This is a genomic window from Oharaeibacter diazotrophicus (assembly GCF_004362745.1).
GTDB classification, from domain to species: domain Bacteria; phylum Pseudomonadota; class Alphaproteobacteria; order Rhizobiales; family Pleomorphomonadaceae; genus Oharaeibacter; species Oharaeibacter diazotrophicus.
This window is the reverse complement of the sequence record NZ_SNXY01000006.1, coordinates 965,278-979,556: the sequence shown is the minus strand read 5'-3', so window position 1 is coordinate 979,556 and position 14,279 is coordinate 965,278. Positions and strand designations below refer to the sequence as shown.

Below are 14,279 nucleotides of genomic sequence, written 5' to 3'. Positions count from 1 at the left end.
GGGTGGGATCGGGCCGAACGGACGGGTCTTGGAACGGGGGCGACGGGACATGGACGCGACCACGAGCACGAATGGGGCCGGCGCCCGTCCGCGCGCCTCCGGCGGCACGCCGCTGCTCGAGGCCCGGCACGTCGTCAAGCGCTTCGGGTCCAACACCGCCAACGACGACGTCTCGCTGAAGGTGATGCCGGGCGAGATCCACGCGCTGCTCGGCGAGAACGGCGCCGGCAAGTCGACGCTGGTGAAGATCCTCTACGGCGCGCTGCAGCCGAACGCCGGCGAGATCCTGTGGAAGGGCCGCCCGGTCTCGATCGCCTCGCCGGCGGAGGCGCGGGCGCTCGGCATCGGCATGGTGTTCCAGCACTTCTCGCTGTTCGAGGCGCTGACGGTGGCCGAGAACATCGCGCTGGCGATGCCGAAGGGCACCAGGCTCAAGGACCTCGCGCACACGATCGAGACGGTGTCGCGGGACTACGGCCTGCCGCTCGACCCCGGCGCCTACGTCGCCGACCTCTCGGTCGGCGAGCGTCAGCGCGTCGAGATCGTGCGCTGCCTGTTGCAGGACCCCGAACTGATCATCATGGACGAGCCGACCTCGGTGCTGACGCCGCAGGAGGCCGACCAGTTGTTCGTGACGCTGAAGCGGCTGGCGTCGGAAGGCTGCGCCATCCTCTACATCTCGCACCGGCTCGAGGAGGTCCGCGCGATCTGCGACCACGCCACGGTGATGCGCCGCGCCCGGGTCGTCGCCGAGACCGACCCCGGCCGCGAGACCGTCGGCACGCTCGCCCGTCTGATGGTGGGCGCGGAGGTCGCCGAGGTCCGGCGCGACAAGGGCCTGCCCGGCCGTGACCGCCTCGTGCTCGACCGGCTGTCGGTGCCGAGCCGGGAGGCCTTCGGCGTCTCGCTGAAAGACGTCTCGCTGGCCGTCCGCGCCGGCGAGATCGTCGCGATCGCCGGGGTCGCCGGCAACGGCCAGAGCGAGCTGTTCGACGTGCTCTCCGGCGAGACATCCGCCCCGCGCGACGACATGATCCGCCTCGACGGCGCCGCGGTCGGGCACCACGGCGTCAACGCCCGCCGCCGCGCCGGCGCGGCCTTCGTGCCGGAAGAGCGCCTCGGCCACGGCGCCGTGCCGGGCCTGCGGCTGTCCGAGAACGTGGTGCTGACCCGCCACGGCACCGGCGAGGGCATCGCTAGCCGCGGCTTCACCCGGGTGCGCGCCGCCGGCAAGGTGGTCGAGGACGTCACAGGCATGTTCGACGTCCGCAAGGGCGTGCCGGATCCGGAGGCGCGCTCGCTGTCGGGCGGCAACCTGCAGAAATTCGTCGTCGGCCGCGAGGTGCACCGCTCGCCGGGCATCCTGGTGGTGGCGCAGCCGACCTGGGGCGTCGACGCCGGCGCCGCCGCGGTGATCCGGCAGGCGATGATCGACCTCGCCCGCGGCGGCGCGGCGGTGCTGGTGATCTCGCAGGACCTCGACGAGATCTTCGAGGTCGCCGACCGCATCGCCGTGATCTCGCGCGGCCACCTCTCGCCCGCCACCGACGCTGCCGCCATGACCCGCGAGACCATCGGCCTCCTGATGGCGGGCGGCGCCGAGAAGACCGGGGGAGGGGCGTGATGGCCGGCGTGCCGATGGATCGCGCGCTTCCTTCTCCCCTTGCGGGAGAAGGTGGCCCGGAGGGCCGGATGAGGGGGAGGCTCTGCGACGCCGGGTCTCGCCCGATCGGCCGATCCTGCGTAGGCGACGAGGTGCGTCCTTCCGTCCGGACCGTCGCATCCCCCTCATCCGCCGCTGCCGCGGCACCTTCTCCCGCAAGGGGAGAAGGACGGCGCGCGGGGAATTTCTCCCCCTCCACCCCGGAGCCCGCCCGATGCGCGTAGAACTCGTCAAGCGTCCGGAGATGAGCCGGACGATGATGCTCGTCTCGCCGCTGATCGCGGTCGGGCTGACGGTGGTGGTGGCCGCGGCGGTGTTCGCCGTGCAGGGCTTCGACCCGCTCCAGGGGCTCTGGCTGTTCTTCCTCGAACCGCTGACCTCGCTGTGGGGCCTCGAGCAACTGATCACCAAGGCGACGCCGCTGGTGATCGTCGCGCTCGGCCTGTCGGTCTGCTACCTCTCCAACAACTGGAACATCGGCGCCGAGGGCCAGCTCACCATCGGTGCGATCGTCGGCTCGATCCCGCCGGTGCTGTTCCCGCACTTCGTGAGCCCACTGGTGCTGCCGTTGATGCTGATCCTGGCAGCGGCCGGCGGTGCGGCCTACGCTTCGGTGCCGGCGCTGCTCAAGACCCGTTTCGGCACCAACGAGATCCTGACCAGCCTGATGCTGGTCTACTGCTCGACGCTGTTCCTCGACTGGCTGGTGCGCGGACCCTGGCGCAGCCCGCAGGGCTACAACTTCCCGATCACGATCGACTTCAACGAGAGCGCGATCCTGAACCCGTGGTCGATCGGCGGCGTCTACGTCAACCTGTCGGCCTTCGTGGCGCTGGCGCTGGTGGCGATCCTCGCCGTGGTGATGCGCTCGACGCTGAAGGGCTTCGAAATCCGCGTGCTCGGCCAGTCGCCGCGCGCCGGCGCCTTCGCCGGCTTCTCGCACCGGCGGATGACGCTGTTCGCCTTCGCGCTGTCCGGCGCCTTCGCCGGGCTCGCCGGCATGATGGTGGTGATGGCCGAGATCCAGAAGCTGCAGCCGGTGATTTCGCCGGGCTACGGCTTCACCGCGATCATCGTCGCCTTCCTCGGCCGACTGAACCCCGTGGGCATCCTGGTCGCCGGCCTCGTGATCGCCTCGTCCTATCTCGGCGGCGAGGCGATCCAGACCTCGCTGCAGATGTCGTCCAAGGTGGCGACGCTGATCCAGGGCGTGCTGCTGTTCTTCGTGCTCGCCTGCGACACGCTGATCCTCTACCGCGTCCGCCTCGTCGGCGGACCGTCCCGGGAGACCGCCCGTGCTTGAGGCCTTCATCCTCACGGTGATCACCGCCTCGACGCCGCTGCTGCTCGCCGCGATCGGCGAGCTGGTGGTCGAGCGCTCCGGCGTCCTCAACCTCGGCGTCGAGGGCATGATGGTGATGGGCGCCGTCGCCGGCTTCGCCGTCACCAACGTGACCGGCAGCCCGCTGCTCGGCATCCTCGGCGGCCTCGTCGCCGGGGCGGCGGTCAGCCTGTTGTTCGGCTTCGTGACGCTGACGCTGGTCGCCAACCAGGTCGCCTCGGGCCTCGCGCTGACGCTGTTCGGTCTCGGCCTCTCCGGCCTGATCGGCGAGGCCTACGTCGGCACGCCCGGCCTGCGCCTCCCCGCGCTCGACCTGCCCGGCCTCACCGACCTTCCCGTTGTCGGCCGGATCCTGTTCGGCCAGGACGTGCTGGTCTACGTGTCCTTCGCGCTGGTGGCGGCGGTGTCGTGGTTCCTGTTCCGCACCCGCGCCGGCCTCGTGCTCAGGGCGATCGGCGACAACCACGGCTCGGCCCACGCGCTCGGCTATTCGGTGGTGGGCGTGCGTTATCTCGCGGTGATGTTCGGCGGCGCCTGCGCCGGGCTCGGCGGGGCCTATCTCTCGGTCGCCTACACCCCGCAGTGGGTGGAGAACATGAGCGCCGGCCGCGGCTGGATCGCGCTGGCGCTGGTCGTGTTCTCGTCCTGGCTGCCCGGGCGGCTGGTGATCGGCGCCTATCTCTTCGGCGCGGTGTCGATCCTGAACCTGCACGCTCAGGCGCTCGGCATCGGCATCCCTTCGCAATTCCTCACCATGCTGCCGTATCTCGCCACGATCGTCGTGCTGGTGGCGATCTCCGGCAACCGGCGGGCGACGGCGTTCAACACGCCGGCCTGCCTCGGCAAGTCCTTCGTGCCCGACCGCTGAACCGCGGCCGCGCGCATCGATCGGCGGGGCCGCCGCGGTCCGGTCCCGTCCACGCCAAGTCCGGCCGCGACAGTCCGTTTCGAGCATCCCGGAGGGAGAGACCAACGATGAAGAAGCTCATGCTGCTCGCCGGCACCGCGCTGGCGCTGGCCGTTTCGGCCGCCGGCGCGTCGGCCGCCGACAAGCTCAAGGCCTGCTGGGTCTACGTCGGCCCGATCGGCGACTTCGGCTATTCCTACCAGCACGACCAGGGCCGCCTGCAGGTCGAGAAGGAACTCGGCGACAAGGTCGAGACCGCCTATCTCGAGAACGTCGCCGAGGGCCCGGACGCCGAGCGCGCCATCGAACGCTTCGCCCGCGAAGGCTGCAAGATCATCTTCACGACCTCGTTCGGCTTCATGGACCCGACCATCAAAGTCGCCAAGAAGTTCCCGGACGTGAAGTTCGAGCATGCCACCGGCTACAAGAAGGCCGACAACGTCGCGATCTACAACGCCCGCTTCTACGAGGGCCGCTACATCCTCGGCCAGATCGCCGCGAAGGAATCGAAGAAGGGCCTCGCCGGCTACATCGTCTCCTTCCCGATCCCGGAAGTGGTGATGGGCATCAACTCGTTCATGCTCGGCGCCCAGTCGATCAACCCGGACTTCAAGGTCAAGATCGTCTGGGTCAACTCCTGGTTCGACCCCGGCAAGGAGGCCGACGCCGCCAAGGCGCTGTTCGACCAGGGCGCCGACATCGTCGTCCAGCACACCGATTCCACCGCCGCCCTGCAGGTGGCCGAGGAGCGCGGCCTGAAGGGCTTCGGCCAGTCGTCCGACATGGCCAAGTTCGCGCCGAAGGCCCAGATGACCGCCATCGTCGACGACTGGGGCCCGTACTACGTCGCCCGCGTCAAGGCGGTGCTCGACGGCACCTGGACCTCGACCGACACCTGGGGCGGCATCAAGGACGGCGAGGTCGTGATGGCGCCCTACGCCAACATGGCCGACGACACCAAGGCGCTCGCCGAGGCCACCCAGGCCAAGATCGCGTCCGGCGCCTTCAATCCGTTCACCGGCCCGATCTCGGACCAGGACGGCAAGGAGCGCTACGCCGCCGGCGTCGTCGCCCCGGACGGCGACCTGCTCGGCATGAACTGGTACGTCAAGGGCATCGACGACAAGCTGCCGCAGTGATCCCGACGGCGGGGGATCTCCGGCTCGTTCAGGGTCGGTGATGGCCCGCAGTCCCATCCGCCGCGCCCCTTCTCCCCTCGTGGGAGGAGGTGGCCCGTCAGGGCCGGACGAGAGGCGCAGCCCGGCGCTCACCGTTGGGCTGCGCCTCTCGTCCGACGACGGCGGATCCCCCTCGTCCGCCGCCGCGGCATCTTCTCCCGCAAGGGGAGAAGGAATGGACGCGGCATGCCGATTGCTTCTCGTTCCGAACCGACACCATCCTCCCGCCCGGGGCCTCCATGCTCGCTTTCGCCGCCGAATGGTTGAACATCCTGATCCGCTGGGGCCATCTCGTCGCGGGCATCGGCTGGATCGGGACGTCGTTCTACTTCATCGCCCTCGACCTCTCGCTGAAGAAGCGCGCGGTGATGAATCCCGGCGTCTACGGTACGGCGTGGGAAGTTCACGGCGGCGGCTTCTACCATGTCGAGAAGTACATGGTGGCGCCGGATCAGCTGCCGGAGGATCTGATCTGGTACAAGTGGGAGGCCTATCTCACCTTTCTCACCGGCTTCGCGCTCCTGACGGTGCAATACTATCTGAACCCGTCGGCCTACCTGATCGACCCGTCGATCCTGCCGATGCGGCCGGCGGATTCGATCATCCTGTCGATCGTGTCGCTGCTGGCGGGATGGCTGATCTACGACCGCGTGCTGTGCCGCTCGCCGCTCGGGCGCAACACGCCGCTGCTGGCGCTCGCCGTTTTCCTGCTGATCATGACCTTCTCCTACATGTTCACGCATGTCTATTCCGGGCGCGGCGCGTTCATCCACGTCGGCGCGCTGGTCGGCACGATCATGGCGGCCAACGTCTTCATGGTGATCGTGCCGAACCAGAAGAAGATCACCGAAGCGTTGCTGCGCGGCGAGGCGCCCGATCCGCGGCTCGGCGCCATGGGCAAGCAGCGCTCGGTGCACAACAACTACCTGACGCTGCCCGTCCTCCTGATGATGGTCAGCAACCACTACCCGATCCTGACCGGGCATCCGAAGAGTTGGCTCCTGGTGGCGCTGATCCTGGTGATCGGCGCCATGGCCCGCCACTTCCTCAACCGCCACGAGGCCGGCGATCCCTTGAAGGAGATCTGGTGGACGCTGCCGATCGCGGCGATCGCCCTCGTGGTCGCGCTGGTGATGACGGCACCGGAGAAGCGCGAGGCCGTCGCCGGCGGTGTCGCCGACGCCGACGTGCTGCGCATCACCGCCACCCATTGCGTCATGTGCCACGCCGCCAAGCCCACCCACGACGGCTTCCCCGAGCCGCCCAAGGGCGTCGTCCTGACCGACATCGACCACATTCGCCGGTATGCCCCGCTGATCGAGCTACAGGCGGTCAAGTCCACCGCAATGCCGCTCGGGAACGAAACCGGCATGACCGACGACGAACGCCGGCAGCTCGGGGACTGGATCGCCTCGCAGTAGGGGCGGGGAGGAACGCGGACCGACGCTACGGCGAAGTCTTTGGTCGCATTCATCCTTCTCCTCAGGGGAAGGTGGCCCGCAGGGCCGGAAGGGGTCGGGGTTCCGTGGGTTCCAATAGCCGACGTCGCGGGCGTAACGGGCTCCTCCGTCGCCCGTAGCGACCCCTTCCGCCTCGCTCCGCTCGGCACCTTCCCCTGGAGGGGAAGGATGATCGGCGCTTGGCGCGTTTGGCCAGGGTGGCGTGGACGTGCGGACACCCCCGAACTCGGCTCCGCCGCCACCCGCCCCCTCGCCGTCATCGCCGGGCGCCGCTATGCTCGTGGCCGGTCCCATCGCTCCGGCTCTCGTCCCTTGTCCCGCCGCGCCGCCCTCCTTCCCGCCCTGATCGTCGCCGTCGGCCTCGCCGCGACCGCGGCCCCGCTGTTGCTGCGAAACGCCGTCGACGCGGCGGTGCCCGCCGATCTCCGGGTTGCGACGTCGCGGCTGGTGGTGGACCGCGACGAGCGGCTGCTGCGCGCCTTCCAGGTCGAGGACGGGCTGTGGCGGCTGCCGGTGACGCGGGCGGACGTCGATCCGCTCTACGTCGCGATGCTCCAGGCCTCCGAGGACCGCCGCTTTGCCGAGCACCGCGGCGTCGACGCGACCGCGCTGGTGCGGGCAGCGTTCCAGTTGGCGACGTCGGGGCGGATCGTCTCCGGGGGCTCGACCCTGACGATGCAGGTGGTCCGCCTTGCCGAACGCCGCCACACCCGGACGGTCGGCGGCAAGTTCGGGCAGATCGTCGGGGCGCTGGCGCTGGAGCGTTATGCCGGCAAGGACGACATCCTCGACGCCTATCTCCGCCTCGCTCCCTTCGGCGGCAACGTCGAGGGCGTGCGCTCCGCCGCGCTCGCCTATCTCGGCAAGGAGCCGCGCCGGCTGACCCCGGCGGAGGCCGCGCTGCTGGTGGCGCTGCCGCAGGCGCCCGAGGCGCGCCGGCCCGACCGCCATCCCGAGCGCGCCCGTATCGCCCGCGACCGCGTGCTCGACCGCGCCGCGGCCGCCGGCGTGATCTCGGTGGCGGACGCCGAGGCCGCCAAGCGCGAGCCGGTGCCGAAGATCCGCCGCGCCTTCCCGATGCTGGCGCCGCAGACCGCCGACCGGGTCGTGCGCGAGACGCCTGCCGTCGGCACGATCCGCCTCACCCTGGAGGCCGGCCTCCAGGGCGCGCTCGAGCATCTCGCCTCCGAGCGCGCCAAGGCGATCGGCCCGGACGTCTCGGTGGCGATCCTGGTCGCCGACGTCGCGAGCGGCGAGGTGCTGGCCTCGGTCGGCTCGGCGGGGCTGTTCGAGGAACGGCGCGACGGCTTCGTCGACATGACCCGCGCGGTGCGCTCGCCGGGATCGACGCTGAAGCCCTTCATCTACGGGCTCGCCTTCGAGGCCGGCCTAGCCCATCCGCAGACGCTGGTCGAGGATCGGCCCACCGCCTTCGCCGGGTACACGCCCAGGAACTTCGACAAGACCTTCCAGGGCACGGTGACGATCCGCACGGCGCTGGAGATGTCCCTGAACGTGCCGGCGGTGCAGGTGCTGGAGGCGGTCGGGCCGGCGCGGCTGGTGTCGCGCTTCCGTCGCGCCGGGGTGGTGCCGAAGCTGCCGGACCTCGCCCCAGCCGGCCTCGCCGTCGGCCTCGGCGGCGTCGGGCTGACGCTGCACGACCTCGTGACGCTCTATACCGCGCTCGCCCGTGGCGGCCATCCGCTGCCGCTCGCCGAGCGCCACGGCGCGATCCGGCCGGCCAAGCCCGCCAAGCCGCTGATGGACGAGCGCGCGGCCGCCTACGTCACCGACATCCTCGCCGGCACGCCGGGCGCCGCCCGCGGCGACCGCCGGCTGGCGCTGAAGACCGGCACCTCCTACGGCTATCGCGACGCCTGGGCGGTCGGTTACGACGGCCGCCGCGTCATCGGCGTCTGGGTCGGCCGGCCGGACGGCGCGCCGATGCCGGGGCTGATGGGCGTCGACGTCGCGGTGCCGATCCTCGGCGACGCCTTCGTGCGCGCCGGCGGCGTCGGCCCGCTGCCGCCGGCGCCGGACGGTCTGCTGGTCGCCTCGTCGGCCGATCTGCCGCCGCCGCTCCGCCGCCTGCGCGGCTCGCGGCCCGCGGTGGTGGAGCGCGACACCGGGCCGGCGATCGCCTATCCGCCCAACGGCGCGCGGGTCGACCTCGCCGCCGGCGGCGGCGGGCGGATGCCGCTGGCGCTGAAGCTGCGCAACGGCCGCGGCCCCTACACTTGGTTCGCCGACGGCGCGCCGATCGGCCGTGAGCCTTTCGCCCGCGAGTTCCGCTACGTGCCCGCCGGCAGCGGCTTCGTGACGTTGAGCGTGATCGACGCCGAGGGCAGGGCGGACCGCGTCACCGTCTTTGTGGAGTAACGGAGAGGGCGCATCCGTCATGCGCCGGACCGCCTTGCGACCCCGCCGGATTTGTCGCATCACGGCCGCGCAGCAACGGAGGGCCGCGGGCGATGACGAGGAAGGAACGCGTGGCCCTGGTGTCGCTGGTGGCGAGCCTGCTGCTCGCCGGCGCCAAGCTCTCCGTCGGCCTGTGGATCGGATCGCTCGCCCTCGTCACCGACGCGCTGCACAGCGGCACCGACTTCCTCGCGACCGCCGTCACCTTCCTGGCCGTGCGCTACGCCGACCGCCCGGCCGACGAGGACCACCCCTACGGTCACGGCAAGTTCGAGAGCGTCGCCGCCCTCGGCGAGGCGACGCTGCTGCTGCTGCTCGCCGGCGGCGTCACCGCCGAGGCCTGGAACAAGATGGCGGCGGACGATCCCGCGCCGACGGTCGGCTGGATCGCCTTCGCGGTGATGGGCGTCGAGATCGTGATCAACGCGTGGCGCGCCCACGTGCTGGCGAAGACCGCGCGCGAGACCGGCTCGCGCGCCCTCGCCGCCGACGCGCTGCACTTCCTTTCCGACGTCGGCTCGTCGATCGCGGTCGTCGCCGGCCTGATCGCCACCGTCTACGGCTACCGCTACGCCGACCCGATCGCGGCCATCGCGGTCGCCATCCTGATCGCCGGCCTCGCGCTCAAGATGATGAAGAGCACCTTCGACGACCTGACCGACCGGGTGTCGCCGGGTCTCGTCCGCGGCCTCGAGCGCGCCGTCGACGACATCCCCGGCATCGTGCGCGTCAACCACGTCCGCGTCCGCCACGTCGGCCACGTCGCCTTCGTCGACGTCGCCGCCGAGGTGCCGCGGACCCTGGCGTTCCAGCAGATCATGGCGGTGAAGACGCAGATCTACGACGCCATCGCCCGTGACGTGCCCGGCGCCGAGACGACCGCGAGCTGCAACCCCGTCGCCGTCGACGACGAGACCGTGCGCGAGCGCGTCCAGCTCGCGGCGCTGCGCGAGGGGCTGCCGGTGCACCACGTCACCATCCAGCACCTCGGCGATCGGCTGTCGGTGTCGCTCGACCTCGAGGTCGACGCCGAGATGCCGCTCGGACGCGCCCACGACGTCGCCTCGGCGCTCGAGGAGGCGATCCGCGCCGAACTCGGCACCGAGGTCGAGGTCGAGAGCCATCTCGAGCCGCTGATCCCCGACCTCCTGCCCGGCGAGGACATCGCCGACGGCATGGTCGCCGCCATCCGGGCCGCGCTGGTCGAGGCGGCGCCGGACTGTGGCGTCACCGACGTGCACAATCTCCGGGTCCGCGTGCTCGGCGACGGCCTGTTCGTCGCCTTCCACTGCCGCTTCGACCGTGCCCTGCCGGCGCGCGAGGTCCACGCCCGCGCCGACGCCCTGGAGCGGGCCGTGCGCGAGCGCTTCCCGACGATCCGCCGCATCGTCAGCCATCCCGAGCCCATCCGGGTCTGATCCGACGCGGATTTCCGTGACGACGCCGTCCCGTAACGGCGGCGGCGATGCTATGCGTGGTCGAGCCGCAGCTCGCGCCGCGTCCCCGCCCGTCACGGACCCTCCATGGATTCCCTCGTCGTCCTCGTCGTGCTGGCCCTCCTGGCGATCCTGATCGGGTCGATCCTGGGCTTCGTCTCTTTCGGCCGCACCAATGAGCTGCGCCGCGAGCTCGCGCTGCTGCGCGACCGCCTCGCCGCCGTCGAGGCCGGGGCGCCGCTCGCCGCACCGGGAACCGACGCGGCGGAGGAGGGCATCGCCGAGGAACCGCGGGCGGTCGCGACGCCGCTCGCTTCCGTGCCGGAGGAAGCCGAGCCCGTCGCGGCCGAGCCGCCCGAACCGCAGCCCGCCGCAGTGCCCGAACCGGCCGCGCCCGCCGGCCGGCGCGATCTCGAGGAGGCGATCGGCACCCGCTGGGCGGTCTGGGTCGGCGGCCTCGCGCTCGCCCTCGGTGGCGTCTTCCTGGTGCGCTACTCGATCGAGGCCGGCCTGATCGGCCCGGCCGCGCGGATCGGTCTCGGCCTCGTCTTCGCCGCCCTGCTGCTCGGCGCCGGCGAATGGCTGCGCCGGACGGCGCTCGCCGAGCCGTCGACGACGGCGCCGGCCAGCGCCTACGTGCCGGGCGTGCTCACCGCCGCCGGCGTCGTCGCGGCCTTCGCCGCCGTCTACGCCGCCCATGCGCTCTACGGCCTGATCGGCACCGGCGCCGCCTTCGTGGCGCTCGCGGCGGTCGGCTTCGGCGCTTTGGCGCTCGCTCTGCTGCACGGCCCGGCGATCGCCGGCCTCGGCCTCGTCGCCTCTTACGCGACGCCGCTCTTGGTGTCCTCGTCGCAGCCGCAGTTCGGCGCGCTGACGGTCTATCTGCTGGCGGTGACGGCCGCGACCTTCGCCGTCGCGCGGGTGCGGCGCTGGCGCGGCCTCGCCGTCGCCGCCGCGCTCGGCACGGTACCCTGGTCGGTCCTGATGATCGGCTCGTCCTCGCCGGTCGGCACCGACGGGGCGATCACGGCGCTGCACGTCGCGGCGTCGCTGGCGATGACGCTCTACGTGTTCGTGGTCTCGATCCATCCGCGCGATCCCGGCCGGGTCGATCCCATCGACCGGGTCGCGGTGGCGGTGCTGTCGGCCTTCGTGCTGCCGGTGGTGCTGCAGGTCGCCCAGCACGACGGCGACGACGTCTCCTTCGCGCTGATGACCGCCGCCGCCGCCGCCTTCGTGGTCGCCGCGTACTCTTGGCCGGCGGTGCGCGGCCTCGCCGGCGCCGCGGTGGCGATCGTGCTCGCGGGCTATTTCTCCTTCGGCATCGCCTATCTCGTGCCGATGGCGACCGGCGCGGACGACGGCACCGCGCTCTTCACCGCCGCCGACCTCCTCTCGGCGGACAACAACCGCCGCATGGTCGTCGCGGGCGTGACGTCGGGGCTGCTGTTCGCCGGCCTCGGCCTGTTCGGCGTGCTCGGATCGGCGGCGCGCACGGCGCTCGCGGTCGCCGGTGCCGCGATCCCGCTCGGGCTCGTGGTGGTGTTCTACCTGCGCACCGCCGACTTCGCGGTCAGCTACGCGGTCGGTGCGGTCGCCCTCGTCGTCGCCGGCTGGCTCGCGATCGTCACCGAGGCGCTGGTGCGCCGGCTCGACCCGCGCGAACACGGCGTCGACGGCGCGATCGCGGTCTACGCCGTCGCCACCGTCGCCGCCCTCGGCACGACGGCGGCGCTGGTGCTGGAGCGGGGCTTCCTGACGATCGCGCTGGCGCTGCTGGTGCCGGCGATCGCCTGGGTCGAGACGGCGCGGCCCGTGCGCGGGCTCCGCATCGCCGCTGCGGGCGCGGCGGCGGTGGTCGCCGGGCGCTTTGTCTGGGACCCCGCCGTGGTCGGCACCGACCTCGGCACGACGCCGGTGTTCAACTGGCTGCTATACGGCTACGGGGTGCCGGCGCTCGCCTTCGGCTTCGCCGCGTGGCGCTTCGGCCGCAACCGGATGGACCGGCTGGTGCCGCTGTTCGAGGCACTGGCCGTGATCTTCACGGCGCTGACCGCGGTCATGGTCATCCACCACGCCATGAACGGCGGCCGGCTCGGCGCCGCGGTCTCGGGCGTCGCCGAGGCCGGCCTGATGGTCGCGACCATGCTGGCGGTCTCGCTCGGCATGCAGTGGATCGGCGTGCGCCGGCCCGGCCCGGTGTTCTCGACCGGAACGCTGCTGGTCGGCACCGTCGGCCTCGCGGCGGCCGCGATCGGGCTCGGCGTGCTGCACGACCCGCTCGTCACCGGTGAGCCGATCGACGGCGGCGCGACCGACGCCGACCTCTTCCTCGGCTACCTGCTGCCGGCCACGCTCGCCTTCGCGGTCGCCGCCCTCGCCAACCTCAGGCCGGACCGGCCGGTCTGGTTCGTCCGCCTCGCCGCCTGGCTCGGCGGCCTCTGCGCGGCACTGTGGGTGACGATCGCCGTGCGCGCCGCCTGGCACGCCGGCGACCTCCGGCTCGATCCGATCGAGGAGGGCGAACTCTACGCCTATTCGGCAGTCTGGCTCGTGGCCGGCCTCGTCGTGCTCGGCCTCGGCGTCGTGGCGCGGGCGCGGGCCGTGCGCATGGTCGCCGCGGCGATCGTGACGGTCGTGGTCGCCAAGGTGTTCCTGATCGACACCGCCGGGCTGACCGGCGGGCTTCGGGCGCTGTCCTTCATCGGGCTCGGCGCCGTGCTGGTCGTGGTCGGCCTCGCCTACCAGAAACTGCTGCGCCGGCGGGCCTGAGCCGCGCCGGCGCGTTTCTGTCGCTCTACAAGGGCTTGCGCCCGTCCGTTCAACCGATTTCGACGACGGTGCGGCCGCGCACCTTGCCCTCGGCGATCGCGCGCCCGGCGTCGATCGCGCCGGACAGCGGTATCGTCGTGGTCATGGCGGCGAGCTTGGTGCGGTCGAGTCCGGTGGCGAGGCGGGTCCAGGCCGTCTCGCGCTTGGCGCGCGGCACGCTGACCGAGTTGATGCCGAGCAGCGAGACGCCGCGCAGGATGAACGGGGCGACCGAGGTCGGCAGGTCCATGCCCATGGCGTTGCCGCAGGCGGCGACGGCGCCCTCCGCCTTGATCATCGACAGCACGTTGGCGAGGATGTGCGAGCCGACGTTGTCGACGCCGGCGGCCCAGCGTTCGCGGGCGAGCGGCTTGGCCGGGCCGGAGAGTTCGGCACGGTCGACGATCTCGGCGGCGCCGAGGCCGGTGAGATAGTCGGCCTCCGAGGGGCGCCCGGTCACCGCGGCGACGTGCCAGCCGGCGGCGGCCAGCAGCATCACCGCCACCGAGCCGACGCCGCCGGCGGCGCCGGTGACGACGGCGGGACCGCTCGCCGGCGTCAGGCCGTGGGCCTCCAGCGCCATCAGCGACAGCATCGCCGTGTAGCCGGCGGTGCCGATCGCCATCGCCTCGGCGCCGGTGAGCCCGGCGGGTCGGCGGATCAGCCAGTCGCCCTTGACGCGGGCGATGCCGGCCCAGCCGCCGAGATGCGCCTCGCCGACGCCCCAGCCGTTCAGGATCACCGCGTCGCCGGGTGCGAAATACGGATCGGACGAGGAGATCACCTCGCCGGTGAAGTCGACGCCCGGCACCATCGGCCAGCGCCGCACCACCGGCAGCTTGCCGGTGACGGCGAGGCCGTCCTTGTAGTTGACGGTGGAGTGGGTGACCCGGACGGTGACGTCGCCCTCCATCAGGTCCGCCTCGGTCAGGCGGGCGAGGGCGACCGACTGGCGCTTCTCCTCGTCCCGCGACACGACCACCGCATCGAACGCGCTCATCCTGCGACTCTCCCGAAGTTTCCACCCCGGTCCCGTTTACCATGTTCGCAAATCGCCGGCGCGT

General features: G+C 71.9%; 9 protein-coding genes. 8 read left to right on the top strand and 1 reads right to left on the bottom strand.

What is annotated here, in order from left to right:
- Positions 1–49: 49 nt before the first annotated feature.
- The 8 genes from EDD54_RS04635 (at position 50) to EDD54_RS04600 (ending at position 13,176) form a co-directional block, all read left to right on the top strand.
- Positions 50–1,624 (top strand): ABC transporter ATP-binding protein, encoded by a 1,575-nt coding sequence (locus tag EDD54_RS04635; protein WP_126536138.1) that lies wholly within the window; start codon positions 50–52, stop codon positions 1,622–1,624.
- A gap of 253 nt (positions 1,625–1,877) precedes the next feature.
- Complete coding sequence (locus EDD54_RS04630) at positions 1,878–2,966, top strand: ABC transporter permease (protein WP_126536140.1); 1,089 nt, start codon at positions 1,878–1,880, stop codon at positions 2,964–2,966.
- On the top strand, positions 2,959–3,873 hold the full coding sequence (locus tag EDD54_RS04625) for an ABC transporter permease (protein WP_126536142.1): 915 nt from the start codon (positions 2,959–2,961) through the stop codon (positions 3,871–3,873). Before EDD54_RS04630 ends, EDD54_RS04625 begins: the two co-directional genes overlap by 8 nt.
- A 107-nt stretch (positions 3,874–3,980) precedes the next feature.
- Positions 3,981–5,051: a BMP family ABC transporter substrate-binding protein gene (locus EDD54_RS04620; RefSeq protein ID WP_126536144.1), complete on the top strand. Its 1,071-nt coding sequence runs from the start codon at positions 3,981–3,983 to the stop codon at positions 5,049–5,051.
- 278 nt (positions 5,052–5,329) lie between these two features.
- A complete protein-coding gene (locus EDD54_RS04615; protein WP_126536146.1) occupies positions 5,330–6,511 on the top strand; it encodes a urate hydroxylase PuuD in 1,182 nt (393 codons plus the stop codon).
- Positions 6,512–6,862: 351 nt separating this feature from the next.
- Positions 6,863–8,929 (top strand): penicillin-binding protein 1C, encoded by a 2,067-nt coding sequence (pbpC, locus tag EDD54_RS04610; RefSeq protein ID WP_245515634.1) that lies wholly within the window; start codon positions 6,863–6,865, stop codon positions 8,927–8,929.
- 92 nt (positions 8,930–9,021) lie between these two features.
- Positions 9,022–10,386, top strand: a complete 1,365-nt coding sequence (locus EDD54_RS04605) for a cation-efflux pump (protein ID WP_126536150.1) — start codon at positions 9,022–9,024, stop codon at positions 10,384–10,386.
- Between the two features lie 105 nt (positions 10,387–10,491).
- Positions 10,492–13,176: a DUF2339 domain-containing protein gene (locus EDD54_RS04600; protein ID WP_126536152.1), complete on the top strand. Its 2,685-nt coding sequence runs from the start codon at positions 10,492–10,494 to the stop codon at positions 13,174–13,176.
- Positions 13,177–13,225: 49 nt separating this feature from the next.
- Here the strand turns inward: EDD54_RS04600 and acuI are convergent, their stop codons facing one another.
- Entirely contained in the window at positions 13,226–14,215 is a 990-nt protein-coding gene (gene acuI, locus EDD54_RS04595) for an acrylyl-CoA reductase (NADPH) (protein WP_126536154.1), read from the bottom strand.
- Positions 14,216–14,279 lie beyond the last annotated feature (64 nt).